Annotated in this window: 25 protein-coding genes; 10 read left to right on the top strand and 15 right to left on the bottom strand. The window is 45.5% G+C overall.

Going from position 1 to position 23,883, the window contains the following annotated elements; translation table 11 throughout:
- Complete coding sequence (locus JOJ89_RS04050; RefSeq protein WP_203289651.1) at positions 1 to 570, top strand: thioredoxin family protein; 570 nt, start codon at positions 1 to 3, stop codon at positions 568 to 570.
- Positions 571 to 602: 32 nt separating this feature from the next.
- On the opposite strand, the gene JOJ89_RS04045 is transcribed toward JOJ89_RS04050, so the two are convergent.
- The 6 genes from JOJ89_RS04045 to JOJ89_RS04020 all read right to left on the bottom strand — a co-directional run bounded on the left by JOJ89_RS04045 (position 603) and on the right by JOJ89_RS04020 (position 5,596).
- Positions 603 to 1,055, bottom strand: coding sequence for an OsmC family protein (locus tag JOJ89_RS04045; RefSeq protein ID WP_203289650.1), 453 nt, complete (start codon positions 1,053 to 1,055; stop codon positions 603 to 605).
- Positions 1,056 to 1,135: 80 nt separating this feature from the next.
- A complete protein-coding gene (locus tag JOJ89_RS04040; RefSeq protein WP_203289649.1) occupies positions 1,136 to 2,206 on the bottom strand; it encodes a copper resistance D family protein in 1,071 nt (356 codons plus the stop codon).
- 6 nt (positions 2,207 to 2,212) lie between these two features.
- Positions 2,213 to 2,785: a copper resistance CopC family protein gene (locus JOJ89_RS04035; RefSeq protein WP_203289648.1), complete on the bottom strand. Its 573-nt coding sequence runs from the start codon at positions 2,783 to 2,785 to the stop codon at positions 2,213 to 2,215.
- 174 nt (positions 2,786 to 2,959) lie between these two features.
- Positions 2,960 to 3,436, bottom strand: a complete 477-nt coding sequence (locus tag JOJ89_RS04030; RefSeq protein ID WP_029283560.1) for a hypothetical protein — start codon at positions 3,434 to 3,436, stop codon at positions 2,960 to 2,962.
- Between the two features lie 3 nt (positions 3,437 to 3,439).
- The gene (locus JOJ89_RS04025; protein ID WP_203289647.1) at positions 3,440 to 4,057 is read right to left on the bottom strand and encodes a DedA family protein; all 618 of its coding nucleotides are present in this window, start codon (positions 4,055 to 4,057) and stop codon (positions 3,440 to 3,442) included.
- Between the two features lie 69 nt (positions 4,058 to 4,126).
- Positions 4,127 to 5,596, bottom strand: coding sequence for a potassium/proton antiporter (locus tag JOJ89_RS04020; protein ID WP_029283556.1), 1,470 nt, complete (start codon positions 5,594 to 5,596; stop codon positions 4,127 to 4,129).
- Between the two features lie 315 nt (positions 5,597 to 5,911).
- On the opposite strand from JOJ89_RS04020, the gene JOJ89_RS04015 reads away from it, so the two are divergent.
- The 6 genes from JOJ89_RS04015 (at position 5,912) to JOJ89_RS03990 (ending at position 11,128) form a co-directional block, all read left to right on the top strand.
- Positions 5,912 to 6,553, top strand: coding sequence for a cobalamin B12-binding domain-containing protein (locus JOJ89_RS04015; RefSeq protein WP_029283554.1), 642 nt, complete (start codon positions 5,912 to 5,914; stop codon positions 6,551 to 6,553).
- Positions 6,546 to 7,289, top strand: coding sequence for an STAS domain-containing protein (locus tag JOJ89_RS04010; RefSeq protein WP_029567274.1), 744 nt, complete (start codon positions 6,546 to 6,548; stop codon positions 7,287 to 7,289). Before JOJ89_RS04015 ends, JOJ89_RS04010 begins: the two co-directional genes overlap by 8 nt.
- Positions 7,290 to 7,377: 88 nt before the next feature.
- Complete coding sequence (locus tag JOJ89_RS04005; RefSeq protein ID WP_234703464.1) at positions 7,378 to 7,749, top strand: DnaJ family domain-containing protein; 372 nt, start codon at positions 7,378 to 7,380, stop codon at positions 7,747 to 7,749.
- A 99-nt stretch (positions 7,750 to 7,848) separates the two neighbouring features.
- Entirely contained in the window at positions 7,849 to 8,973 is a 1,125-nt protein-coding gene (locus tag JOJ89_RS04000; protein ID WP_029283549.1) for an AI-2E family transporter, read from the top strand.
- 60 nt (positions 8,974 to 9,033) lie between these two features.
- Positions 9,034 to 9,999: a cation diffusion facilitator family transporter gene (locus tag JOJ89_RS03995; protein ID WP_035207745.1), complete on the top strand. Its 966-nt coding sequence runs from the start codon at positions 9,034 to 9,036 to the stop codon at positions 9,997 to 9,999.
- Between the two features lie 265 nt (positions 10,000 to 10,264).
- Positions 10,265 to 11,128 (top strand): DUF6612 family protein, encoded by an 864-nt coding sequence (locus JOJ89_RS03990; RefSeq protein ID WP_203289646.1) that lies wholly within the window; start codon positions 10,265 to 10,267, stop codon positions 11,126 to 11,128.
- An 88-nt stretch (positions 11,129 to 11,216) separates the two neighbouring features.
- Here the strand turns inward: JOJ89_RS03990 and chrA are convergent, their stop codons facing one another.
- The 5 genes from chrA to JOJ89_RS03965 all read right to left on the bottom strand — a co-directional run bounded on the left by chrA (position 11,217) and on the right by JOJ89_RS03965 (position 15,455).
- On the bottom strand, positions 11,217 to 12,389 hold the full coding sequence (gene chrA / locus JOJ89_RS03985) for a chromate efflux transporter (protein ID WP_203289645.1): 1,173 nt from the start codon (positions 12,387 to 12,389) through the stop codon (positions 11,217 to 11,219).
- Positions 12,389 to 12,691 carry a PadR family transcriptional regulator gene (locus tag JOJ89_RS03980; protein ID WP_320155107.1) on the bottom strand — a complete coding sequence of 101 codons (303 nt, stop codon included), beginning with the start codon at positions 12,689 to 12,691 and terminating at the stop codon, positions 12,389 to 12,391. Before JOJ89_RS03980 ends, chrA begins: the two co-directional genes overlap by 1 nt.
- A gap of 128 nt (positions 12,692 to 12,819) precedes the next feature.
- Positions 12,820 to 13,260 carry a FixH family protein gene (locus JOJ89_RS03975; RefSeq protein ID WP_029283539.1) on the bottom strand — a complete coding sequence of 147 codons (441 nt, stop codon included), beginning with the start codon at positions 13,258 to 13,260 and terminating at the stop codon, positions 12,820 to 12,822.
- An 81-nt stretch (positions 13,261 to 13,341) separates the two neighbouring features.
- On the bottom strand, positions 13,342 to 14,559 hold the full coding sequence (locus JOJ89_RS03970) for an amidohydrolase (protein WP_203289644.1): 1,218 nt from the start codon (positions 14,557 to 14,559) through the stop codon (positions 13,342 to 13,344).
- Positions 14,560 to 14,561: 2 nt separating this feature from the next.
- Positions 14,562 to 15,455 (bottom strand): LysR family transcriptional regulator, encoded by an 894-nt coding sequence (locus tag JOJ89_RS03965; RefSeq protein ID WP_203289643.1) that lies wholly within the window; start codon positions 15,453 to 15,455, stop codon positions 14,562 to 14,564.
- Between the two features lie 199 nt (positions 15,456 to 15,654).
- On the opposite strand from JOJ89_RS03965, the gene JOJ89_RS03960 reads away from it, so the two are divergent.
- Positions 15,655 to 16,926 carry a uracil/xanthine transporter gene (locus JOJ89_RS03960; protein ID WP_029567270.1) on the top strand — a complete coding sequence of 424 codons (1,272 nt, stop codon included), beginning with the start codon at positions 15,655 to 15,657 and terminating at the stop codon, positions 16,924 to 16,926.
- 525 nt (positions 16,927 to 17,451) lie between these two features.
- On the opposite strand, the gene JOJ89_RS03955 is transcribed toward JOJ89_RS03960, so the two are convergent.
- Positions 17,452 to 18,264, bottom strand: a complete 813-nt coding sequence (locus JOJ89_RS03955; protein WP_035207743.1) for a YihY/virulence factor BrkB family protein — start codon at positions 18,262 to 18,264, stop codon at positions 17,452 to 17,454.
- A 117-nt stretch (positions 18,265 to 18,381) separates the two neighbouring features.
- Between JOJ89_RS03955 and JOJ89_RS03950 the strand changes: the two genes are divergently transcribed.
- On the top strand, positions 18,382 to 19,032 hold the full coding sequence (locus JOJ89_RS03950; RefSeq protein WP_203289642.1) for a phosphatase PAP2 family protein: 651 nt from the start codon (positions 18,382 to 18,384) through the stop codon (positions 19,030 to 19,032).
- A gap of 48 nt (positions 19,033 to 19,080) precedes the next feature.
- Here the strand turns inward: JOJ89_RS03950 and JOJ89_RS03945 are convergent, their stop codons facing one another.
- The 3 genes from JOJ89_RS03945 to JOJ89_RS03935 form a co-directional block, all read right to left on the bottom strand.
- Positions 19,081 to 19,647 (bottom strand): GNAT family N-acetyltransferase, encoded by a 567-nt coding sequence (locus tag JOJ89_RS03945; protein ID WP_203289641.1) that lies wholly within the window; start codon positions 19,645 to 19,647, stop codon positions 19,081 to 19,083.
- Positions 19,648 to 19,778: 131 nt separating this feature from the next.
- Complete coding sequence (locus JOJ89_RS03940; protein WP_481825270.1) at positions 19,779 to 21,053, bottom strand: Glu/Leu/Phe/Val family dehydrogenase; 1,275 nt, start codon at positions 21,051 to 21,053, stop codon at positions 19,779 to 19,781.
- A 37-nt stretch (positions 21,054 to 21,090) separates the two neighbouring features.
- Positions 21,091 to 22,293: an ornithine--oxo-acid transaminase gene (locus JOJ89_RS03935; RefSeq protein WP_203289639.1), complete on the bottom strand. Its 1,203-nt coding sequence runs from the start codon at positions 22,291 to 22,293 to the stop codon at positions 21,091 to 21,093.
- 193 nt (positions 22,294 to 22,486) lie between these two features.
- Here JOJ89_RS03935 and JOJ89_RS03930 point away from each other — a divergent pair, with 193 nt between their 5' ends.
- Positions 22,487 to 23,878 carry a sigma-54 interaction domain-containing protein gene (locus JOJ89_RS03930; RefSeq protein ID WP_029283515.1) on the top strand — a complete coding sequence of 464 codons (1,392 nt, stop codon included), beginning with the start codon at positions 22,487 to 22,489 and terminating at the stop codon, positions 23,876 to 23,878.
- The last annotated feature ends 5 nt before the right edge of the window (positions 23,879 to 23,883 follow it).

The following is a 23,883-nucleotide window of genomic DNA, read 5'->3' as shown; positions in this document are numbered from 1 at the left end:
ATGTCACTAAACGCTTGGTTTGCAAAAGGGTTAACAGCACAGGAATACATGGAGCAAATGAATGTCAACAAGGAAGAAATGACGATTATTCACGATGGATTTTCACTGGATGAAGACGACATCTCCATTCTCGAAAGCATGAGAAGCCAGTCTCTTCGCGTTATTGTCCTGACAGAAGACTGGTGCGGAGACGCCATGCTCAACAACCCGATTCTGTTGAAAATTGCCGAAGAGGCAGGGATGGACGTGCGTTTTCTGCTTCGCGACTCCAACCTTGACTTAATGGATCAGTACTTAACAAACGGTACATCCCGTGCCATCCCAATCTTCATCTTCATCGACCGGGACGGAAATGAAAAAGCGGTCTGGGGTCCGCGCGCCCCGAAAATCCAGCAGCTTGTTGATTCACTCAGAAAACATCTGCCTGAAAAAGATCACCCTGATTTTAAAGAAAAGCAGACAGAGATGATCCAAAAACTGACTGCCTCCTATAAAGAAGACGAATCGCTCTGGAAAGAAGTTTCATACAGCATCATTACAACGCTCAAAAAACGAAGATTGCATGTATAATCAATCCGAATAAACAGCAAAGCAGCCGTTACTTAAGCGGCTGCTTTCTTGATTTCTGCCTGAAGTTCAATTTCCACATTCCCTTTAACCGCACGGCTGATCATACACGAGCTTTCAGCACGTTCAGCAAGTTTCTTCGCGAGCTCTATATCTTTTTCTGAAGCTGCAGCTGTTAACGTGATAACAGGGCGATGCACGACTCGCTTATAGGTGATGACCCCGTTTACCACTTCAACAATCCCCTCAGATTCCATCGTTAAATCCTCTTTATCAAGGCGGCTTCGCTCCATCATGGCTGCAAGCGTAATAATGTAGCACGTTGCTGCAGCGCCGAGCAGCATTTCATCAGGATTCGTTCCGACACCCGGCCCATCCATTTCAGGCGGAATGGAAACCTTTGTTTTCAGCTGTCCGCTCTCGATTTCCCCAACGTCATTTCTGAGTCCGGGCCAGTGGGCTTTCAGATAAAAAGAATGTTCAGCCATATAGATCCCTCCAAAAATAATGTGCATCTCACCATTAAAGTATAGCTTCAGCAGACCGGAATGTCAGAAATTGTGCTCAGTCAGGAAACCGACACACCTGACATCAGTCCCAAATAGGCTGAGACAATAAAAAGCAAAGCAAGAACAACCGCTGCATAAGCGTTTCTTTTTTTCATAAAACTTAAAACAATCATTCCTAGAAAAAGACCTGCCATAAATAATAGAAGGATGCCATCTATTGAAAAATGAAGGCTTACCGTTCCCTGAGGCTCTATTGTGCCCTTGACCCACTCAAACAGGGGAGCTGCTCCTTCTGAACGCAGCGTCACATTCACGTTGTGAGGCGGGGCCTGTGTTCCAAGAAAGCCTGTCAGAAAAAATACAGCGCCAATGATCAGACTCTCCGCTCTGATCCACGCGAATGTTACCGTTTCTCCCGCCTTCTTTCTTACAAAGCCATTTAGAAAAGCAAAAACAAGCAGGGGAATAATGCTTAAATGCTTCAGCAAGATCACCTGTCCATATGACAGCGGCCATGCCTGCACATAGTCCCGTAAATCAACCATCATGTTCATTACAATCAGACCCGCTGCAGTCAGGACAGCAAAGCAGACAACCGCAAAAGGCGTAAACCACTTTAAAAAGGACTGCAAGTTTTCAGGATGGACCGTAAACCAGGCAGCATGCAGTAAAACACCCGCCCATAGAGCCACAGCAAGAAAATGAATACTGTGCGAAGCCATGCCCGCCCAAAACGCCAAGGACGCAGCGTGGCTTGCATAGCCAAGTGCAAAGATTATAAACAGCAGCAGCATCCCCTGAATGACTCTCGGGCCGTCCATATATAGGACGAGCCATAAGACAATGGCTGCAGCCGCTGTCATCATCCAGGATTGTCCAATCTGGAAATCCATCAGCACAGACTGCACGGTCTGGCTGATTCCTGCCGCCTGATAAAAGCTCAGGATTACTTTTAACACAGGCAGAAATGTGAGCCCGATGATCAGCACAACAGACAGCAGCAAATATTTCTTAGGAACAGCCATTTCAGGTTTTTTTGAGGCCGGCACAAGCTGCAGAACCACATGGCCAATTAAAAAGGAGAAAAGAATATAGGTTATTCCTTCTCCGATGGGTATTAGGATATTCACAGCTCTTTACCGTTTTTTTCTCATGAGAGAAATGATGAAAATAACCGCCAGAACGCCAATTGCCGCAAGGGCTATTGGCATAACCGGAGAGTTTTCCTCGGAAGCTTCAGCACTTCCGGTCTGCTCATCAGCCGGCTGTTCCTTTGCAGCTTCCCCTTCAGATTTCCCGCTGTCTTCAGGTTCTTCTTCCGTTTGCGGGGCTTCCTCATCTGTTTGCGGAGCTTCTTCAGCCTCCTGCTGAACATTGAAAGAAAGCGTTCCTTCCATTTCATGTCCGTCTTCGCCGATAATTTTCCATTCAGCTGTGTAAGCTCCGTTTTCAAGCTCATTTTGAGGCGTGCCAACCAGCTTTTCCCCTTCTGCTTTAACCTCAACAGGCACCTCAGATCCATCTTTCACAAGCTTCATCGAACTTAGGGGTTCTATCTGTGTATCAAATGTCAATTCTATTGTTTTCAAAGGTTCTGTAACAGTTGAACCCTCTTCAGGAAGAGAAGAAGTCATATGTGTGTGCGCCATGACGGCATTGGGGAAAATCAGCAAAACGGCCATTACCGCTATACTTATCCATTTTTTCATCTCGATCAATTCCTTTCACTTATATCATCCACTGTATCTTATCACGGTATACCGGAGGGACATTCGCCTAATTTCAACAGTTTTCTAAACTTCTGTCAGCCCTGATTACATAGAGAACGCGTTTTTTATAAGTTTGGATGTTTGTTTACACAAACAAAAAAACCCGGATATGTCCTACCATCCAAGTTTTGCTGCATGAAGTTTCAGCTGATTTAAATCATTTTCAAGGAGAGTGCGGTTTTCTTCTTTCTCAATTTGTCCAGCAGCAAGAATTGCAGTCTCCATATACTCGCTGTATTTAGTGCCATCACCAGCCGTCAAATATGCCCGCGCGAGGGCTTCATATGCATAAGCAAGATCAAAATCCCTGATTTCATTCGAAAGGCAGATCTCCAAGTTTCGGTGCGCATGATACAGTGCCGGCTCAGCTCTTCCTAAAATGGCGTAAACTCTTGAGATCTGCCATTCTCCCCTTGAGAGATTAAGAGCATTTCCAGCCTGCTCCCAGTGGTAGCGGGATGCATGAGCCATATGAATCATCGCATCGGTCTCCTGCTGACTCCTCGTTTCCTTCTCCATCAGGTCCCAAACTCCATTAAATAAGGTTACTGCCGTTTTCTTATGAAACACATCCATCGTTTCAGTACTCATTCCCTAACCCCCATGCTGCTGTGATTTTATTCTTTTTCTCTGAACGTAGCGCAGCAGGATCATTCCTGCAAATAGTGCACAGCCTGCAGCTATAAAAGCCGGGCCAAAACGGTTGAACAGGGCATTAACTGTTTCAGCCGAGTCGCCAAACCGGTTTCCGAGCCAAAAAAACGCGAGAGCCCATATAAATGCAGAACCGTATGCAAGCAGCGCGAATTTCCAGAACTTTACTCTGTTCATCCCTGCAAGCACAGGGCCTAAATGACGCAGAAGCGGAAAAAAATAAGTGATTCCAAGCGTATATTCTCCGTATTTTGAGAAGCGGTGCTGAAATCGTTCAAACCGTCTCTTTGCTCTTTCTTTTCTGACAAGAATGGAAAGGGCAAGCCCGCCAAAACTTTTTCCGATCAAGAACCAGCATGTAAGGGCAGTCATGATACCCAAATATGAGGTGAAAAAAGCAGGAACCGGATGCAGGATCCCGTGTGAAGATGCAAATCCTCCCATCATGATGATGACTTCGTTAGGAAGGGGAATAAAGAAGGTACCCGCTGAAAGCATGACGTAAAGGGCAACATATCCGTATTCCTCCATAAAAATAAGAAGCTCCGAACTCTCCATGTTTTTCACTGCCCTTTCATTTAAGTGAGCCTGATTATTCTAAGGAAATGAAATTCGGAGTTCTGATTCCTACTCAGAACTCTCGGCTGCTTCATGGCCATCTCCCTGAAAGATCGCTTTAATTTTTTCGCGGTTCTTTTTCGAAACAAGAATATACAGGGTGTCACCTGAGAAAATATTCGTTTCCCCCCGCGGCGTATGAAGTTTTTCGTTCCTGATGACAGCTGTTATAAGCGCATCATTCGGAAGCTCAATGTCCTTCAGTTCTTTTCCTGAGACGGCAGCCCCTTCTCCGACCTCCAGTTCAACCATTTCATTGTTCGTCCTCCCGATTGAAATCAGCTCAAGCGAATGCGGCACAGAGTTTTTCTTGCTTTCAGACAGCTTTAATTTGTTTGCAAGAGGCGTCAGTGTCGCTCCTTGAAGCAGCGCAGATGTCAAAACGACGAAAAAGACGACGTTAAAGATCAGCTGGCTGTTTTCAAGCCCCGCGAGCATCGGATAGGTTGCGAGGACAATCGGAACGGCGCCCCTCAGTCCGGCCCACGAAATAAACAGTTTTTCTTTCAATGAAAACTTGGAGGCTATCATGCTCAGGAACACTCCTGCCGGACGCGCGACGATCATCAGAACGATGGAGAGCAGCAGTCCTTCCCAAACGATATCAACAAGCTGGTTCGGGAAAACAAGCAAACCAAGTAAAATGAACATCAGAATCTGCATCATCCAAGCTAGGCCTTCGTTAAAGCGGATAATGGAATGACGGAAAGTAAGGTCTGAATTTCCTACAATAACCGCCATCACATAAACCGCAAGCAGTCCGCTTGCATTTGCTGCGGTAGTCAGAGCGTAAGTCAGGACAGCCATCGCTAGTGAAAGAACCGGATAAAGACCGGAAGAATCCAGATTGATTTTGTTGATGACCCAAACAGCGAGTTTACCAAAAAGCAATCCTGCAGCAAGCCCAAAGCCCATTTCCCAGAAGAAGCGCAGGATAAGGCCGAAGAATCCCGTTTCCGGCTGGCCAATTAAATGGATGATGGTAACGGTTAAAAAAACAGCCATTGGATCGTTTGTTCCGGATTCTGCTTCAAGTGTTGAAGTCAGCCGTTTCTTTATGTTTTTATTGCCGAGCACGGCAAAAACAGCTGCTGCATCCGTTGATCCGACAATTGCACCGAACAGAAGCCCTTCAAGCCACGTCAGACCCAGAACATATTTAGCAAATACCCCTATGATGATGGTTGTGACAAAAACGCCGATTGTCGCAAGCATTGAAGACGGAACGATGATCTTGCGTACATCCGTCCATTTCGTCTGGAGACCTCCGTCAAAGATGATGATAATGAGGGCAATCACCCCAAAAAGCTGGGCAAGCTTTGCATTGTCGAAGTAAATATAATGGCTCAGCACCATTCCGACAGCAATGAAGAAGACAAGTGAAGGCAATCCAAGCCGCGAGGAAAACTTTGCGGTCATAACTCCGATTGTCAGGAGAACAGCGAATATGAGAATGATGTTATCTACAGAAAATGTCAATATGGCCTCACCTCTAGATTCAGATTTATGGTAAAAAAGTGTTTTAAATGAAGATGGCAGCCTGGGGCTGGTATAAAGGAATTTCTGGAATAACCATCAAAGCTGATTCGGTTTTGAAGGTACTAAATAGGGGAATAAGTCTATTTTATCGCATTTCTGCCTGTACAGTCTAATATTTGAACCGGGAAATGGGGTTTCTTTTCAAAGCTGATGGATGCTTCTTCCTCCTCTAAATCAGCCCCAATATGGTAAGATAGGTTGAAGATGGCAGAAATCGGGTCATAACATTTAATTGATGGATTCTGAGGTGACAGAATGAATATAGATACTGCTGCTTTTACAAGATTGCTGCTTGACGGCAATCAGAATGGCGCGTGGGATATCTTAAAAAAAAGCCACGATGACGGTGCACATCCTCTGGCGGTTATGCAGGAGCTACTTACTCCTTCTATGGCAAAGATTGGCCTGCTGTGGGAAGAAGATGAGATTTCTGTAGCTGATGAACACCTTGCAACCACAACCTGCGACTTTATTCTGTCGCGGTATAAAGAATACAGTTTAAAGCAAATACCAAAAACCGAAAAAAAAGCCATGTTTCTTTGCCTGGAAGATGAACTTCATCACCTGGGGCTGAAGATGGTTTCTATTTTGTTTGAATGGCATGGTTATCAGACGAGGCTGTTTGGAGCGAGTCTGCCGCTGGAATACGCTCTTGAATACGCAGAAGAATGGAAGCCGGATGTTGTCGGACTTTCTTTTTCACTCCGTAAAAACTCTGAACGTCTGTCACACTATATAGATGAAATAGAAAAACTTGATCACTCTCCTCAGGTGATTGTGGGAGGAAGACTGGTTGCTTCGTATGACTTCAAGAACATCTGTTCATCAAACACCCAGCTTTTCTCCAGTCTATCTGCAGCAAATGACTGGCTGCTGAAGGAAAACAGCTATGCTTGACGGCAGACACCTTCCGCTTCCTTTCTTTAAATTAGATAAAAAATTCCGTATCCTTGAACGCTCTCTTGCAGCCGGCAAGCTGTTTGCAGAGAAGGAAAGCTTTCTTGATCTGGCTGATGAGGACAGCAGAAGAAAAGCCGAGAAAGTGTTATCTTCCGGAAAAAACGACTCAGAGCTTGTACTCAGAACCTTACAATCTCCCCTTGCTCTGTTTAAATTGAACATAAATACAGATAATGAATTTCTGTATCTGATTCTTACTGAACAAAACTCAAAAATGGAGATGCTTGTTCAGCAGGTCGAGCTTCACCGCAGAAGACTTGCGGAAACAGACCTGCAGCTGCTTGCAAAAAAAGAAGAGGCCGAGGACGCATACAGGAAAATCATTGAGCTTTCGTGCCCATTTATTATGCTCACGAAAAAGACAGCCCTTCTCCCCTTGTACGGTGATTTGACCGAAGAGCTGGTTTCAGCTAATGCCGGAAGACTTTTAAATCTTCTCCAGGAAACCTGTGCAGAGCAAGTCACGATTGATTTTCATGGTGTAGGATCCATTACTGAAACCGGTATGAAGGCTCTTGCAAATCTCGTGAAGGAGTTCACTTTGATGGGAGCTTCCACTTGTTTTGCAAGCTTGAATCCGGTTCAGGCGAAACAAGTTTACAGCAGCCATACAACACTTGATGCCACATATGTCAGCAGCCTCAGTTCCGCGCTTGAAACCTATCTTTTATGATAGGTTTTTCTTTTTATCTTCGTACATGCAAGGAATTTGGGAATGGATACAGAAGTTCTCTTAAAAGAAGGCAATACGGGAGGCTGCGATGAAAAAAGAACCACACAATAAAGAGAACAGAGATTTGATGAGCTCGATTTACGGTGACTTTGAGAAAAAAGGCGGTGCTGCAAAACTGCCGGGGATGGGAAAGCCCCTGCCAAAAAGTGCTCTCGAAGGGGATATTTTCTCCAAAATCGTCAAAAATGCTAACTATCTGCCCGCATGGCTGCAGCGTCAAAAAGAAATCAGACAGCAGATTGAGAGGGCAATGAAACTTAAAGATAAAAATCAGCGTATAAAAGAAGTTGAGAAAATCAATCAGGACATTATCAGCTATAATCGGATATGTCCGCCTGCTCTCCAGAAAAATAAGCTTTCAGCAGACCAGCTTGAGAGCCAGTACAAGCAGTGGGAATAATCACATGGTTTCATTCAATCCCTTCTCGGGAAAAGCTGATTATGGCAAATTGCCGAAGCTCATGAAAGTGAGAAATACGACAGAAAGTGGTGCATCTATTTGCCGAAAGACAAAATGTTTAAAATCGGATACGGCATTATTATTTTTCTGACAATCATTCTTTTATCAACGAAAGTGGATTTCATCTTCAGGCCTCTTGAAATCATTTTCACGACTCTTTTCTTTCCGTTTCTTGTATCGGGCATCATTTTTTATCTGCTCCGGCCCATTGTAAGGTTCCTCGGAAGAAAAGGTGTTCCAAATACCATTTCCATCATCATTATTTACTTGCTTGTGATTGGACTTGGCACACTCGCTGTTTTCCTGATTGGCCCGCCGATTCAACAGCAGTTTCAGCAGCTGATCAACAACTTCCCGCAAATTGTCCAGACCTTGCAGGACAACCTTCTAGCACTGAGGGAAAACAAATGGTTTGCCCGCTTTGAACAGAATGACATCATGACGTTTGAAAAAATGACGGCTTCTGTAACAGATTATTTCCAGTCAAACGTCAGCAATATCGGGAGCAGAATTACAGGGTTTATCGGCATTCTGACAAGCATAGCGACCATATTTGTGACCGTTCCGTTTATCGTCTTTTATCTGCTGAAAGACGGGGACCATGCACCTAAACAAGTGCTTCGCTTTCTTCCATACACAAAAGCTGAAGAAGCAAAGCTGATTTTAAAGGACATGGATCATGCCCTCAGCTCCTATATTCAGGGGCAGGCTCTTGTCAGCCTTGTCGTCGGGGTCATGATGTATATTGGCTACCTGATTATCGGCCTTGATTACTCCATTCTCCTCGCTCTTTTTGCGATGCTGACGAACGTTATTCCTTTCCTCGGACCATTTATTGCGGTGATTCCTGCCGTGATTGTAGGCTTTTTGGACTCGCCATTTATGGTCATACAGGTTCTGATTGTGGTCATTATCGTCCAGCAAATCGACGGCAACGTTACATCCCCGCTGATCATGGGGAAAAGACTGGATATTCATCCGTTAACCATTATCCTGCTGTTGATTGTTGCAGGAAGCATGGGCGGCCTTTTGGGCATGCTGCTTGCCGTTCCGACTTATGCCATCTTAAAAGTCATAGTCAGTCATTCATACAGGCTGTATCTGCTCAGAAAAGAAAAGAAGGATCCGCTCCGCAACTCAGCAATTGACATTGAAATGGAGTAATTTTTACGCATTTGCAGGATAGTAATAGGAAATGACCAAATAAAAATGGGCAGGTGGACTATGTCGTTTTTTCAACTATTGAAAAAGGGAAACAAATCATCAGGGATTGCCGCTCTTGGAAATACGGCTTTGACTATTATTAAAGGGATTGCCGCCTTCATAAGCGGCAATGGAACGATGTTTGCAACTACTCTCCATTCAGCGGCAGACGCAATCAATCAGGGCTTCGTTTTTGTGGGAAGCGCGCTTGCAGAAAAGGCTCCGACGAAACGGTTTCCAACAGGCTTTGGCCGGGTAGTGAATCTTTTTGTTCTGATAGCGGTTATTGTTATATCCATTATGGCTTATGAGACGCTGCATAAAGGATGGGAGCTGATTCAGCATCCGAAAGAAACCACAAATATCGTGCTGAATGCCAGTATCCTTGTGATTGCCGTTATCATTGACGGACTCATTCTGATAAAAGCAATGAAGGAAATTGCGCACGAAACAAGAACGGAAGGAAAAGGACTTGCGCTCGCATCAAATGCATTCAAAAATGTCAGCCTTGCCTCTCCCCCGACCCGTCTTGTTTTTTATGAAGATATTATTGCAACGTTCGGTGCGCTTCTTGCCCTGGTATCCATTGTTGTTTCTTATTTCACCGGCCTCTATGTGCTTGACGGGATCGGCACGCTGCTGATTGGAATCCTGCTTATTGTCATCGCCGTTAAAATCGGTTATGAGAATACGATCGGCCTGATCGGGGTTGCTGCACCGAAAGATGTGGAAGACCGGATTGCCGAATTAATCCTGACTGATCCGGACGTTGAGGACATTAAAAACCTCCGCATACTCCAGGAAGGCCGGAAGTATCATGTTGAAAGCTACCTTGAGCTGAAACCGGGATTATCCCTTGCCGTAGCCGACGATATTAAAATCAGAGTACGGGACCTGCTATATACAGATCCTGATATCGCGGATGTCACGCTGGGCATTTTTGAATCTGACGGAATCAAAACATGGGGCGACGAACCTACCGTTTAAGTATTAAAGCTAAATAAAATCCGAGCTGGGTTAGCCAGTTCGGATTTTTTTATGGAAAGGAAGGCCTTTTTCGGCAATGGAATCCCTGATGTGTTCTATTCCTGCTATTTTCCTATTTAATGGTTTTAAATTGGATAACAAAGGGAAAAGTTCAAATGATTTACAGGTAGTGTCAGGGGGTAAAAAAAGTGAAACTTTAAGAGATTTCAAACGTTTATAAGTATGTACAGCTTGATAGACCAAACCTGAGAGGAGCTTGTTTATTTTGAAAAAATGGGGTTTATTGATCAGTTTACTGTTAACACTCGTTTTGGCCGGATGCGGACAGAGTGCTGCAACAAATGAGGAGAAAGAAGACAAGCAAGCAGAAAAAGCGGAGACGGAGACGACTGAAACAGAAAATACCGAGAAAGAAGCTACAGCTGAAGAAGTCCTTGCATCGGCTGCTGAGAAATCAGCTGATCTCAAAAACTTCGCTATGGACGGCACAATGGATATGACAATTACATCAAGTGAAGGAAAAATGGAAACAACGGCCGACATGCAGACAAAAACGAATATCGAGCCGCTTGTCATGCAGCAGACAATGAATATGTCAGCTGAAGGACAGACAACTTCCATTGAAATGTATATGGATGACCAGTACATATACATGAACGATCCTGCTTCAGGAGGCTGGATCAAAATGAGCCAGGCAGGACCGGGCATGGGAGAAATGATGAATCAGGCGAAAACAATGACGCCTGCAGACCAGATTAAGCAAATGGAAGCAATGGCTGATGACATTCAGCTTGAAGAAACAGACACTGAATATATCCTGAGCGTAAAAGGTAATGGAGAAAAACTGATGGGCCTGACTGGAAACATGATGGGCTCTGATCCGAATATGCAGGCTGTTATGGACCAAATGGACATTGAACAAATTGATTATACGTACACACTTGATAAAGAAACCCACTATCCGAAAGCCCTGGATATGGTGATTAAAATGTTCGTTACGGAAAACGAACAGAAAGTGGAACTGCAGCAGGCTATCTCTACCAAATTCTCAGAAATGAACGAGCTTGAAGGCTTCAGTATTCCTCAAGAAGTCTTGGATCAAGCTGTAGAGGTGCAGCCAGGAGGTTAATTGCAAATCACCCGGGATTTTCCCGGGTGATTTTTTATATTAAACAGAAAAAAGACCTCCAAAAGAAGGTCTTTTCATCATTCAACTGCTATCCAATTAGCCCAAGAACGATACCGCCGGCAGCAGCCAGCAGCACGACAAGCCATGGAGGCAGTTTAAAGTAGACAAGCAAGGCGAATGCTGCCAGGGCAAGTGCAAAGTCTCCTGTTGATTTAATCGCACTTGTCCAGACCGGATCGTAGAGTGCAGCAAGAAGGATACCGACAACAGCGGCATTCACTCCCATCAGTGCTGCCTGCACGCTGCTTTTCTCCCGAAGAAAGTTCCAAAACGGAAGCATGCCGACAACCAATAGGAATGAAGGCAGGAACATGGCAGCTGTCGCAACAAGGGCTCCTGTCACTCCGTTCATTGACGCCCCGAGATAACTCGCGAACGTAAACAGCGGTCCTGGAACCGCCTGGGCCGCACCGTATCCGGCAAGGAAGGTTTCCTCAGAAATCCAGCCTGGAGGCACGACCTCTCTCTCAATCATCGGAAGAACGACATGCCCTCCGCCGAAGACGATCGATCCGACACGGTAAAACGTATCAAACATCGCCATCCAAATAGACGGGAAGAGCTGGCGGAGCAGCGGAAGTCCGATCAGCAGTCCGGCAAATAGAATCCAGGCTGCAGCTCCTGTCTTTTTACTTATGGAAATAGCGAGTTTATCAGCCTTTGGAACATCCTGATTCCGGTACATGATATAACCGGTCACTCCGGCAATGATGATGATGGCAATTTGGCCGATCGCTGTCGGGAAAAACAGGGCGCATACTGCGGCAATCACAGCGATGGCAATTCTCGGCCGATCAGGTGCGAGATTTTTCCCCATTCCCATAATCGCCTGTGCTACAACCGCAACTGCGACAATCTTCAGACCCGTGATCCACCCGGCGTCTTCAGCCTGAAAACCGGTAACAAAGTAGGCAAACAGGATAAGAGCAATGACAGACGGCATTGTAAATCCAAACCAGGAGATAAAGCCTCCGACCAATCCTCCTCTTACAATTCCTATGGATATGCCTACCTGGCTGCTCGCAGGACCGGGCAGAAACTGGCAGAGCGCCACAAGATCTGCATAGCTGCGTTCGTCAAGCCAATGCCTCTTTTTCACATATTCATCTCTGAAATAACCCAGATGAGCCACTGGCCCGCCAAATGAAGTGAGGCCAAGCCTCGTTGACACCAGCAGAATTTCAATCCACGTTTTAAGCATTAATACTCCTCCCTCAACACTTCTTTTGCAAGCTCTCTCAGCATTCTCTTCGCATCGATGAGCGCTTGCTCTCCTTCTTTTGTGATGCTGTAGTATTTGCGGATCCGGCCGTTTTCCTTGCGGTCTTCTCTCGTTAAGTAGCCTGCCTTTTCAAGATTGTGCAGGTACGGATAGAGTGTTCCCGGACCGATTTCATATCCGTGGCTTCTAAGCTCCTCAATCATGAAGGACCCGTAGATCGGCTCGATTTTCGCATGGTACAGAATGTGAATTTTAATGGCGCCTAAAATAAATTCACGCACGATTGACCATCACCTTTCTTGATATCGGAATTCGATATTGCTAATCAATATTGTAACAAAGAATGATTAATTCTATGTAAAGATTGAAGAATTTCATACTATAAAAAAAAAGCCTCCGCTGGAAGCTTTTAGTGATGAGAATGGTCTTCTTTTTTATCTTCTGACTTATCCGTGAGAGTCCCTTTGCCGACAACAAATTCTTTTTTGGGCATAACATGCAAGTCACGGGCCGTGACATGAGTCTGCACAAAGTAGCTGCCTTCTTCACTGAACGATTTCTTAACTTCATAGATACCGTCACCTGTGTGCTCCGCTCTGATCATTTCACTTTCTTCCTTGCTGTCTGCTTTCCAAATTTCAAACTGCACGTCAGAAGCATCTTCCACAGCCTGATTTCCTTGTGTGACAGAGACGGAAAGGGTTTCTTCCGTATTCAGGCTGATCTTTTCAGGAACGCTGATTTCGGCATGAACCATCAGTGAACCTTCTGCCTCGCTTTCGCCTTTTGAACAGGCAAAAAGAACAAAAAAAACTGACATCAGCAAAATCCCCGCTGCAACTCGTTTCATCTTCCATTCATCTCCTATGAAAAAATAAAGCTTCTATTATTGTAACCGCTTCAATGAACAAGCACAACTCGGCCTTCATGGTTATTCTGTTTCATATACAGCCTTTCCTCTAAAGAACACGGCCTTTCTTTTTGTTCTTCTCGCGATGGCTTCCGCAGAGCAGGATGCTTCCGTTAAAAGAAAATCCGCGCGGTCTCCCGGTTTTGGCCAAAGCTGCTCACCTTCTTTTGACAGCGGAGTTATTCCTTTTGTGATGTAGCCCAGCGACTGACTCAAGGCAAGCTCATCCTTCCACCGGTTTACCTGTGAAAGCACGTTTGCCTTCTCAAGCATATCCCCGGTACCAAAAGGATCCCAGTGGTCTGTAATGCTGTCATTGCCCAGATAAACGTCTACCCCTTCAGCCTTCATTAAAGCAAGCGGCATCTTAAAATCAAGGGGTACGGTTGAAGCAAGGCTGACTCCAAGTTCTGCAAATCTGAGCGCGAGCTCCCGTGCTTCGCCTTCTGAAAGGGCAGCAAGTCCGAATGCGTGGCTGATTGCCACAGGCTTTTTGAACTTCGCATCTTCCAGCATGCTCAATAAACGTTTAATTGTATAAATGCCAAGGTGTCCTCTGTCATGCAAATGCAGATCAATTCCTGCCCCAAATTCCACAGCTATCTCTACCATTGAAGAGAGTGACGTTTCAATATCTTCATCCACTGTAGCCGGATCAACACCTCCGACAAACTGTGCTCCGTTTCTCATCGCCTCTTTTACAAGCTCAACGCTGCTGCTTCTGAGCAAACCGTGCTGGGGAAAAGCGACAATCTCACCTTCAAGCCTATTTTCATATGTCTTAAATGCCTGTTGAAGCAGGTCAATATGCTTCACACCCACAACCTGATCGACATTGCAGTGTGTTCTGACAAATCCGGTCCCGTTCATCAGCTGGAGCTCAAGCAACTTTTCTGCACGTTCCTGCACGGAGGGCAGCTGTTCAAGGAGCAGGATCTGTTCCTCTTCTATTCTCGTAAAAATCGATTTCGCCTTAGTCGGAGCTTTCCATTTCCCTCCGTAATAGGTCTTGTCCAAATGGATATGCATTTCCGCAAACGAAGGAAGTGCCAATGCGCCTTCTGCATCGAACAGCTCATAATCTTCAAATACTTCTGAACCGGCAGGAACAATTTCTTCGATTCTCCCGTCAGAAAGAATGAAATCAGCCATGTCTGTTTTTGTAGCGGTGACATCTCCCAATTCATTAAAAGCATAGCCCTTTTCAATCATCACATTCTTTACAAGCGTTTTCTTCACAATTACCCCTCCGTCTGTCCCTTTTTCTTTTCTTGCAGAAGATCAATAAAGTTCTGTGCCGTTTTCGGCAGGTAGTGATTTTTTAAATAAATGAGTCCTGATTCTCCCAACCCCTCCGTTTCTTCCATCAGATAAACGTGAAGACCCTCAGGCGGTTTTAATCTGATGACCGTCTCAGGTACAATCGTTGCGCCAAAACCTGCTGCGACCAGATCAAAGAGAATGGTGACATCCGAGCATTCGCATATGACGTCAGGTTCCAAGTCTCTTGATGTAAAAACAGATAAAATCTTGCTGTAAAGACCAAGTCCTTCTGTACTTGGAATAATGAGAGGAACCTTTATGGCTTCCTCTGCTCTAACGGTTCTTTGATCAGAATCAAGCGGGCTTGAAGAGACAAAGTAAAAAGGTTCAGGTTCAAGGTGAATGACGTGAAAATCATTCAGATCGAGCGGCAGTCTGACGATGGCAAGATCCAGCACTTTTTCCTTTAACAGCCTGCAAAGCTGGGCTGAATCATTCTGCTGAATTTTATAAGTTACATCAGGATAATTCTTTTGAAAATCCTTTAATAAACTGGGCAGATTATCGTTTGAGAGTGTGTTCACCCCAATGGACAGCTTCCCTTTTTTTCCTGTACCTGTTTCTTTCACTTCAAAAAGGGCCTCTTCCATTGCATCTATTACTTTTAATGCATGCTGGTAAAGTTTTTCCCTGGCATCTGTCAGCTCAAGTGATTTCCCCTTTCGCTCGGCAAGAATAAGTCCAAGCTCTGTCTCCATCTGCTTCAGCTGCTGGCTGAGGGGCGGCTGGGCCATTTTGAGTCTGTTTGCAGCAGCTGTGATCTGGCCTTCTTCAGCTATTGCAATAAAATAATTCAATTGTCTGATATCCATATGCAATCCTCCTTACTATCATATGATTTACATATACTTTAACGATCATATAAATATTTTCCATATACCTGACTGTATGATAGCATAAATTGAATGGTTGAAGATGGGTGTTTTTTAAAAATCTACTTGCCGTTCCCAACTGAAAAATGATGTTTGATAGACTAGATACTGAAGTATGTCAGAGAGGATCGATTGAAACATGAACAACTCTAAATTCACGACACCGCTTGCCTCCGTGCAGTGGCTGTTCTTTATATTTGCAAATACGATTGTGGTTCCGATATCAGTCGGCACTTCTTTTGATCTGACTCCGGACCAGATTGCCGTCACACTCAGAAGCTCCCTGATTTTTACCGGTATCGCCTGTTTTCTTCAGGGGTGGATCGGCCACAGATACCCGATCATGGAAGGCCATTCAGGGATTATTTGGGGACTGATTCTTAACCTCGGCATGTCTGCATCCTCTCTTGGGATGAGTTTTACCCAAATTGGAGGCGGGATTGCTTCCGGCATTTTGCTCGCGGGCATTGTCACCATCATCCTTGCTGCTTTCAACTTGACTTCAGTGGTTCAGAAGATCTTCACGCCAATGGTTGCAAGCGTCTATTTATTCCTGCTTGCCTTTCAGCTGATTCTCACCTTTTTTAAAGGGATGCTGAAAATAGAAGATGACGGAACGCTAAACGTGGCTGTTAGCTTATTCTCCATCCTGCTCGTTCTGTTTGTCAGCTTCCTTAAAATAAAAGGTAATGCCTTTCTCGGAAACTTTTCAATTCTGCTTGGAATTGCGGTCGGCTGGATTCTCTATTTGATCCTCTTCCCAGGCGAAACTGCAGCCAAATCCGTTTCTCCTGAAGGATCCATTTTCTTCCCGCTTGGTCTTCCAAACCTGGAATGGGGCATTGTCTTAATTGCCTTTCTTGGCGGAATGATGAACTTAAGCAATACGATCGCTTCCATCCAGGCGGCTGCGAAGCTTTATCAGGACGAACCTGAACCTGCATCCTTCAGAAGGTCCTTTTTCCTTACAGGCTCTTATTCCGCTTTCGCCTCGGTACTTGGGCTGGTTTCGTATGCTCCCTTTACCTCTACCATCGGCTTTTTGGAAAGCACTCAGCTTTTCAAGCGCAAGCCGTTTCTGATCGGCGGAGCGATGATCACGATTATGGGAATCTTCCCGCCTCTTGTATCCATTCTGGTTACTCTCCCGGTAACTGTGGGCAACGCCGTCCTGTTTGTCGCCTACCTTCAGCTTTTCGGAACTGCGCTGAAAAGCATACAGGGAACAGCATTCGATTCAAAAACCATCTTCCGGATCGCCGCCCCGCTCCTGATTGGAGTCAGCATCATGAACACAGATCCCGCCGTGTTCCGGGATCTTTCCGTCTACATCTCACCGCTGCTTTCAAACGGACTGATGATGGGGATTTTGCTGTCGATTTTGTTGGAGGCGTTTGTGAAGTGGGAATAAAGAAAAGCGGAGCCGACTGTTAAGGCCTGACAGGCAGAAAAGAAATCACCGGAAAAGGCCGGTTTTGCCTTTTTGGGGGATTTTGTTCTGGTGCTATCCGCCATTCCACTTCTCGGTTTTCAAAGGTACGATTCGCGCTTGCTTACCCTCCCAAATCGTTTCTCGGTTTCCGAAGGTACGATTCAGTGCTTTGCTTACCCTCTTAAATCGTTTCTCGGTTTCCGAGGGTACGATTCACACGTTTGCTTACCCTCTCAAATCGTTTCTCGGTTTCCGAGGGTACGATTCACGCTTTTGCTTACCCTCCCAGATCGTTTCTCGGTTTCCGAGGGTACGATTCACGCTTTTGCTTCCCCTCCCAGATCGTTTCTCGGTTTCCGAGGGTATGATTCGCACGTTTGCTTACCCTCCCAAATCGTTTTTCTGTTTCCGAGGGTACGATTCACGCTGCTGTCAACACGCCAGACAAAGAAATGATAAACAAAAAAACTCCAATCCCAACCGATTGGAGTTTTTTCGTTCTTCTCACACACACTTTTTCCCATTCTTCTCACAGGCTTTAATCGCATTGATTTCTCCTCCGATCAGGATGGCAAAGCCTGATAAATACAGCCACATGATCAGTACGATGACGCCCCCGATACTTCCGTATGTAGCATTATAATTGCCGAACTGCGAAACATAAAAGGCAAATCCGAGAGAAATCACCTGCCAGATCACAGTGGCGACGATGGCACCGAAGTATACACTTTTCAATGTCATATCCTCATTAGGTGCAAGATAGTAGAGTACCATCAGCACCGCACACATCATAAAAAATGAAATAATGAATCTCAAGACATTTAAGAAGATTTCATTTTCGCTCACGACAGAAAAGTAGTTGCCGACAAATTCTATAATGGCGCTTCCGAAGATCGGGAGGACGAGTGTCAAAGCGAACGTCAGGACAAGTCCCACCGTCATAATGATGGCCTGAAGGCGGATTTTCCAGAACGGCCTCGTTTCCTCGACAATAAACGCTTTGTTCAGTGAACGGATTAAGGCGTTTGTTGCATTAGAAGCAGACCAGAGGGCGGCAAGAAGACCGAATGAAAGCAAGCCGCCGTTTGGCTCATTCATGAGACCGGTCAAGTGGTCCGTCAGCATGGATCCCGCCTCAGCCGGCGCATATTGCTTAATAACATCCACGATTGTCGCTGTCTCAATCTGCAGGTATGGAAGCAGTGCTACAAGAAAAATCAGCAGCGGAAATAATGAGAGCAGGAAGAAATGGGACAGGACGGCTGCCTGATCCCCAGTTTCATGCAGCTGAATGCGTTTTATCAGTTCTTTTATCATTGTGCAGCACCTCCAATTGTAGTATTCTAATTTCCTAAAATCCTGCAATTGAAACCACATGTTTGCTTGCTTGTGAAACGTGGTATTCCTACAATTAAACGCATAAGGAGCATGTTCATGAAAAACGAAGCACAAGAGCGCCTGTCCAAATCATTCATCATGTACTCCATTCTGCTCATCGGCGCGTGCTGTTTTGTCTTTATCGAATTTGCCGATGAAGTGATTGAAATGGAGCTTAAATCCTTTGATAATCCTATCATTCAGTACATACACGGCTTCCGCACTCCATTCTTCGGCGAGATCATGTCCGCCGTCACCTCCCTCGGATCTGTAACAGGCATTATGATCGGCATGTCCATTGCCCTGATCTTTCTTTTGATCGCAAGACAATGGTGGGAAGGTCTGTTTCTGATCGTATCGGTATCCGGCTCGTCTCTTCTGAACTATTATTTGAAATGGCTGTTTAAGAGAGACCGTCCGACCTTTAATCCGCTTGTAGATGAGAGCGGCTACAGCTTTCCAAGCGGCCATTCCATGGTGTCCTTTTCCTTTATCGGAATCTTAGCCTACCTGCTGACGACCATGGTCAGAAAAAAGAGCATGAAAGTCCTGATTCTGACCCTGTCGATGCTTCTCATTCTATTAATAGGCTTCAGCCGCATCTATTTGGGTGTTCATTATCCAAGCGATGTCATCGCAGGGTTTGCAGCAGGCTGCGCCTGGCTTGTGATATGTATAGCTGCATTAAAATATAAACTTCAAAGATAATAAAACGAGGGACCCCAATGATTTTGGGGTCCCTCGTTTTATAAAAAATCAGTCTGCGTTTTTGACATAAACCAAATGATCCGTCCACTCATCATTTTCATATATAAATCCTTTGCGCGTGCATTCGTATTCCATGCCCGCCCTTTCGGCTAATCGGACGGAAGCAGCATTATCAAGATTGATATGAGCTTCAATACGGTGAAACTTCAGATGCTGAAAAGCGATCGTCAGAGCTTCTTTCACCGCTTCGCTGCCGTATCCCTTTTTCCAGTGCTGATTATGAATCGTATACCCGATCCGGCCCCACTGAAAATCATCTCTTGCCAAAGTTGAAAAATCAACCGTACCTATGTGTCTGCCGTCCGTTTTTCTAAAAACATCAAAAACGTGGGCAGTATCTGAAAGAGCCAGCTTTTGATATTTGTCTACAAGCTGATCAAACCATTCCCTTGTGCACTCACTCATATCAAATTTCCCGCTGTCGTGCCGGTTTAGTGATGGTTGCCGTGCTTCAAATTCATTCAGCCAATTCTCATAATCTTCTTTTTTCAATGGTCTAATGATTAATCTTTCTGTTTCTGAAGTGATTTGAAATCCTTCCTCTGTCTCTTTCAATGCTGCATCCCCCTTGAACTGGCTTCTATGCTTTCCATTATTTCTCTATTTAAGTTTATCACAGGCTTCTTCATCAGTTTTAGAAAAAAAAAACACAAACCCTCATCCGGATTTGTGTTCTTTACTCTGATTTAAATCCACCCTCTGAAACGTGATGCTTCAGCCATTTTACGGCTTCCGATCATGTAGGCGGCAAGTCTCATGTCAACTCTGTGAATGAGTGCAGTCTGAAACGTGTTTTCAAACGAATCGACCATAACCTTCTGCAGACGCTCTGCGACTTCTTCCTCGGTCCAGTAGTAGCCCTGGTTGTTCTGCACCCATTCAAAGTAGGAAACGGTTACCCCTCCCGCACTTGCCAGGACGTCCGGAACGAGCAGGACTCCGCGCTGGGTGAGAATTTTGGTAGCTTCAATCGTCGTTGGCCCGTTTGCTGCTTCTACGACAATGGATGCTTTAATCTTACTGGCGTTTTCAGCCGTGATCTGGTTTGAGATGGCTGCCGGCACAAGGATGTCGCAGTCAAGCTCTAGAAGCTCTTGGTTTGTGATGGTATCTGTAAAAAGAGTTGTTACCGTGCCAAAGCTGTCGCGGCGGTCAAGCAGGTAGTCAATATCAAGCCCGTTTTCGTCATGCAGGGCGCCGTAGGCATCTGAAATGCCGATGACTTTTGCTCCTGCGTCGTGCATGAATTTGGCGAGGAAACTGCCTCCGTTGCCAAAGCCCTGAATGACTACGCGGGCACCTGCAAGGCTGATGCCTTTTTTCTTTGCCGCTTCTTCAATGCAGATCGTCACTCCCCTTGCTGTTGCGGTTTCTCTTCCGTGGGAACCGCCAAGGACAAGCGGTTTGCCTGTTATAAAACCCGGTGAATCAAACTCTCGCAGTCTGCTGTATTCATCCATCATCCACGCCATGATCTGGGAGTTTGTAAACACATCCGGGGCAGGGATATCTTTGGTAGGACCTACAATCTGGCTCACCGCACGAACATATCCGCGGCTCAGTCTTTCGAGCTCTTTTAATGACATTTCTCTCGGGTCGCAGATAATGCCGCCTTTTCCGCCGCCGTAAGGAAGATTGACTATGCCGCATTTTAAGCTCATCCAGATGGAAAGGGCTTTTACTTCATCTTCGTTGACTTCCGGATGAAAGCGCACGCCGCCCTTTGTCGGACCGACGGCATCGTTGTGCTGGGAACGGTAGCCTGTAAACACTTTGACCGAGCCGTCGTCCATCTGAATCGGAATGCGGACAGTCAGCATTCTCACAGGCTCCTTCAGCAGCTCATAAAATTCTTCTGAGTAGCCTAATTTCCCCAAAGCCTCTTTGATGATTGTCTGCGTCGACTGAAATAAGTTTAAGCTTTCTTTTTCTTTATCTGCCTGTTGTACGTCCTTAATAATCCCCACGATTCCACCCCATTGATATGATAATAGCTTTTTACTTAGATAGTACTCTTGTAATTCTTTCAATTGCCCACTGGAGATCATCTTCTGAAATCACAAGCGGAGGTGCAAAGCGGATGACCGTCTCATGCGTCTCTTTGCAGAGCAGGCCTTCTTCTTTTAATTTTTCGCAGTATGGACGCGCAGGAACTGTCAGCTCTACCCCAATAAATAAGCCTCTCCCCCGCACTTCCTTAATGAGAGGATTCTTTATTTCTGCAAGCTTTTCTTTAAAATAAGCTCCCAGTCTCAGTGAACGCTCTGATAGCTTCTCATCTTCCAGCACCTCAAGCGCAGCCACCGAAACAGCACATGCCAGCGGATTCCCGCCAAACGTGGAACCGTGCGAGCCCGGATTGAACACACCCAGGATGTTTTTATTTGCAGCAACACACGAGATAGGGAATACCCCGCCGCCAAGTGCTTTGCCCAAAATGTACATATCAGGAGCAACATCTTCCCAGTCACATGCAAATGTTTTCCCCGACCGGCCAAGACCTGACTGAATCTCATCAGCAATAAAAAGGACGTTTTGTTCCTTGCAAAGCGCAGATGCCTGCTTCAAGAATCCATCAGGCGGAATGACAATCCCTGCTTCTCCCTGAATCGGTTCAATCAAGAACGCTGCCGTATTTGGGGTAATCGCTTCTTTTAATGCCTCAAGATCTCCGTAAGGAATCAGTTTGATGCCTGGCAGCATCGGACCAAAGCCGCGCTTATATTCTTCTTCTGATGACAGGGACACGGCTGACATTGTACGGCCGTGAAAATTCCCGATGCATGCGATGATCTCAGCGCGGTTTTCTTCCACGCCTTTCACGTCATATGCCCATCTGCGTGCCGCTTTTATGGCCGTTTCTACTGCTTCTGCCCCCGTATTCATCGGCAGAACCATTTCTTTCCCCGTCAATTTTGCCGCTTTTTCATAAAACGGTCCGAGCTGGTCATTGTGAAAAGCGCGGGATGTCAGGGTGATTTTATCTGCCTGATCTTTCAGGGCTTTGATGATTTTCGGATGTCTGTGACCCTGATTCACAGCAGAGTATGCGCTCAGCATATCCATGTACTCATTTCCTTCAGGATCCTTCACCCATACACCGAGCGCTTCAGAAATTACGATCGGCAGCGGATGGTAGTTGTTTGCTCCAAACTTGGATGTCTGCTGGATCAGTTCCTGTGATTTTGTCAAAGTTGTCATTTTGTTTCCTCCTTCATACTTTCCTTACACATGTAAATGCAAGTTCTGTGCCAACGTTCATTCGCTGAAAGAATCAGCTTTGATGTGCAAAGTCATTTTGCACCGCCAACTTTTTTTGCTTATTAAACGCAAAAAATTTTTGCACTCCATTCAGAATGAGAGTAAAATAGAAGAAAAATCCGGAGAAAATATGATGAATATAAACATAGAATACATGCAGCTTTTCATGGAAGCCATCATCGATGAAATAGATGTCGGGCTCCATGTGATAGACAAAAACGGCACCACCATTCTTTACAACAAAAAAATGTCCCAGCTTGAATCAATGGACAGCAAAGATGTGATGCACAAAAACCTCCTTGACGTCTTTATGTTTTCAAAGGAAGGAAGCACACTTGTGCAGGCTCTCCAAAACGGAACGGAAACAAAGAACAGCAAACAGACTTACTTCAACAACAGGGGCAAGGAGATTACAACGGTCAATAACACTTTTCCAATCAAAAACGGCCATGAGATTATTGGCGCGGTCGAAATTGCCAAAGACATGACCAAGATTGAAAGTCTGATGAAGAACACGATAAAAGGAAGAAGCGGAACATCTTACACGTTTGACAGTATCATCGGAGAAGGTTCTGCTATAAAAGATGTGATTGAAGGTGCAAAAAGGGCGACAAGGACAACCTCCTCTGTTCTGATAGTCGGCGAAACCGGAACAGGCAAAGAGCTGTTCGCTCAAAGCATACACAATGGAAGCAGCCGATCAGCCGCCCCGTTTATTTCCCAGAACTGCGCCGCACTTCCGGACAACTTGATTGAAAGCCTGCTGTTCGGCACAAAAAAAGGGGCTTTTTCAGGGGCTGTTGATCATCCGGGTTTATTTGAACAGGCAGAAGGCGGCACACTGCTGCTTGATGAAATCAACTCATTGAATCCAAACCTCCAGTCCAAGCTGCTTCGGGCTTTGCAGGAGAGAACGATCAGAAGGATAGGCGATACGAAAGACACTCCGATTGATGTGCGGATCATCGCTACCATCAACGAAGATCCTGTTGAAGCCATCACGAAAGACCGGATGCGAAAAGACCTTTATTACCGATTAAGCGTAGTCACTGTTTTTGTCCCTCCTCTGAGAGACAGAACCGAAGATATCCCTCTTCTTATTCAGCGCTTTATCAGAAAATATAATGAGCTGTTCCAAATGGACGTGCGGCGTGTTGATCAGGAGGTCATGGACATGCTGATCACGTATGACTGGCCCGGCAATGTAAGGGAACTGCAGCATATGATTGAAGGTGCGATGAATGTGATGGCAGATGAAGATACGATCCGCTTCAGCCACCTTCCCATGCATTTCCGCTCAAAGTCATTTACGAGAACATCTTCCTCTGCCGCACCTTTTGAGATACACCTCGAGGAAGGGACAGAAGACATACAGCTGAAAGAGCATTTGGAGCGGACAGAAGCAGGCTATATCCGCTCCATGCTGAAAAAAAACCGGGGCAACATCACAAAAACCGCGGCAGATGCCGGGCTGAGCCGTCAGAGCCTGCAGTATAGGATGAAGAAGCTTGGTATACAGGCATAAAAAAC

It is taken from the genome of Metabacillus sp. cB07 (genome assembly GCF_016839225.1).
Lineage (GTDB): Bacteria > Bacillota > Bacilli > Bacillales > Bacillaceae > Bacillus_P > Bacillus_P indicus.
Note: the sequence above shows the minus strand (reverse complement) of the source record. Positions and strands in the feature narration are given on the sequence as shown.

Excerpts from the sequence above, each read along its gene's own strand:
- JOJ89_RS04050 (WP_203289651.1), top strand. The coding sequence starts at position 1 with ATGTCACTAAACGCTTGGTTTGCAAAAGGGTTAACAGCACAGGAATAC.
- JOJ89_RS04045 (WP_203289650.1), bottom strand. The coding sequence starts at position 1,055 with ATGGCTGAACATTCTTTTTATCTGAAAGCCCACTGGCCCGGACTCAGA.
- JOJ89_RS04035 (WP_203289648.1), bottom strand. The coding sequence starts at position 2,785 with ATGAAAAAATGGATAAGTATAGCGGTAATGGCCGTTTTGCTGATTTTC.
- JOJ89_RS04030 (WP_029283560.1), bottom strand. The coding sequence starts at position 3,436 with ATGAGTACTGAAACGATGGATGTGTTTCATAAGAAAACGGCAGTAACC.
- JOJ89_RS04025 (WP_203289647.1), bottom strand. The coding sequence starts at position 4,057 with ATGGAGAGTTCGGAGCTTCTTATTTTTATGGAGGAATACGGATATGTT.
- JOJ89_RS04015 (WP_029283554.1), top strand. The coding sequence starts at position 5,912 with ATGAATATAGATACTGCTGCTTTTACAAGATTGCTGCTTGACGGCAAT.
- JOJ89_RS04010 (WP_029567274.1), top strand. The coding sequence starts at position 6,546 with ATGCTTGACGGCAGACACCTTCCGCTTCCTTTCTTTAAATTAGATAAA.
- JOJ89_RS04005 (WP_234703464.1), top strand. The coding sequence starts at position 7,378 with ATGAAAAAAGAACCACACAATAAAGAGAACAGAGATTTGATGAGCTCG.
- JOJ89_RS03995 (WP_035207745.1), top strand. The coding sequence starts at position 9,034 with ATGTCGTTTTTTCAACTATTGAAAAAGGGAAACAAATCATCAGGGATT.
- chrA (WP_203289645.1), bottom strand. The coding sequence starts at position 12,389 with ATGCTTAAAACGTGGATTGAAATTCTGCTGGTGTCAACGAGGCTTGGC.
- JOJ89_RS03975 (WP_029283539.1), bottom strand. The coding sequence starts at position 13,260 with ATGAAACGAGTTGCAGCGGGGATTTTGCTGATGTCAGTTTTTTTTGTT.
- JOJ89_RS03965 (WP_203289643.1), bottom strand. The coding sequence starts at position 15,455 with ATGGATATCAGACAATTGAATTATTTTATTGCAATAGCTGAAGAAGGC.
- JOJ89_RS03960 (WP_029567270.1), top strand. The coding sequence starts at position 15,655 with ATGAACAACTCTAAATTCACGACACCGCTTGCCTCCGTGCAGTGGCTG.
- JOJ89_RS03955 (WP_035207743.1), bottom strand. The coding sequence starts at position 18,264 with ATGATAAAAGAACTGATAAAACGCATTCAGCTGCATGAAACTGGGGAT.
- JOJ89_RS03950 (WP_203289642.1), top strand. The coding sequence starts at position 18,382 with ATGAAAAACGAAGCACAAGAGCGCCTGTCCAAATCATTCATCATGTAC.
- JOJ89_RS03935 (WP_203289639.1), bottom strand. The coding sequence starts at position 22,293 with ATGACAACTTTGACAAAATCACAGGAACTGATCCAGCAGACATCCAAG.
- JOJ89_RS03930 (WP_029283515.1), top strand. The coding sequence starts at position 22,487 with ATGAATATAAACATAGAATACATGCAGCTTTTCATGGAAGCCATCATC.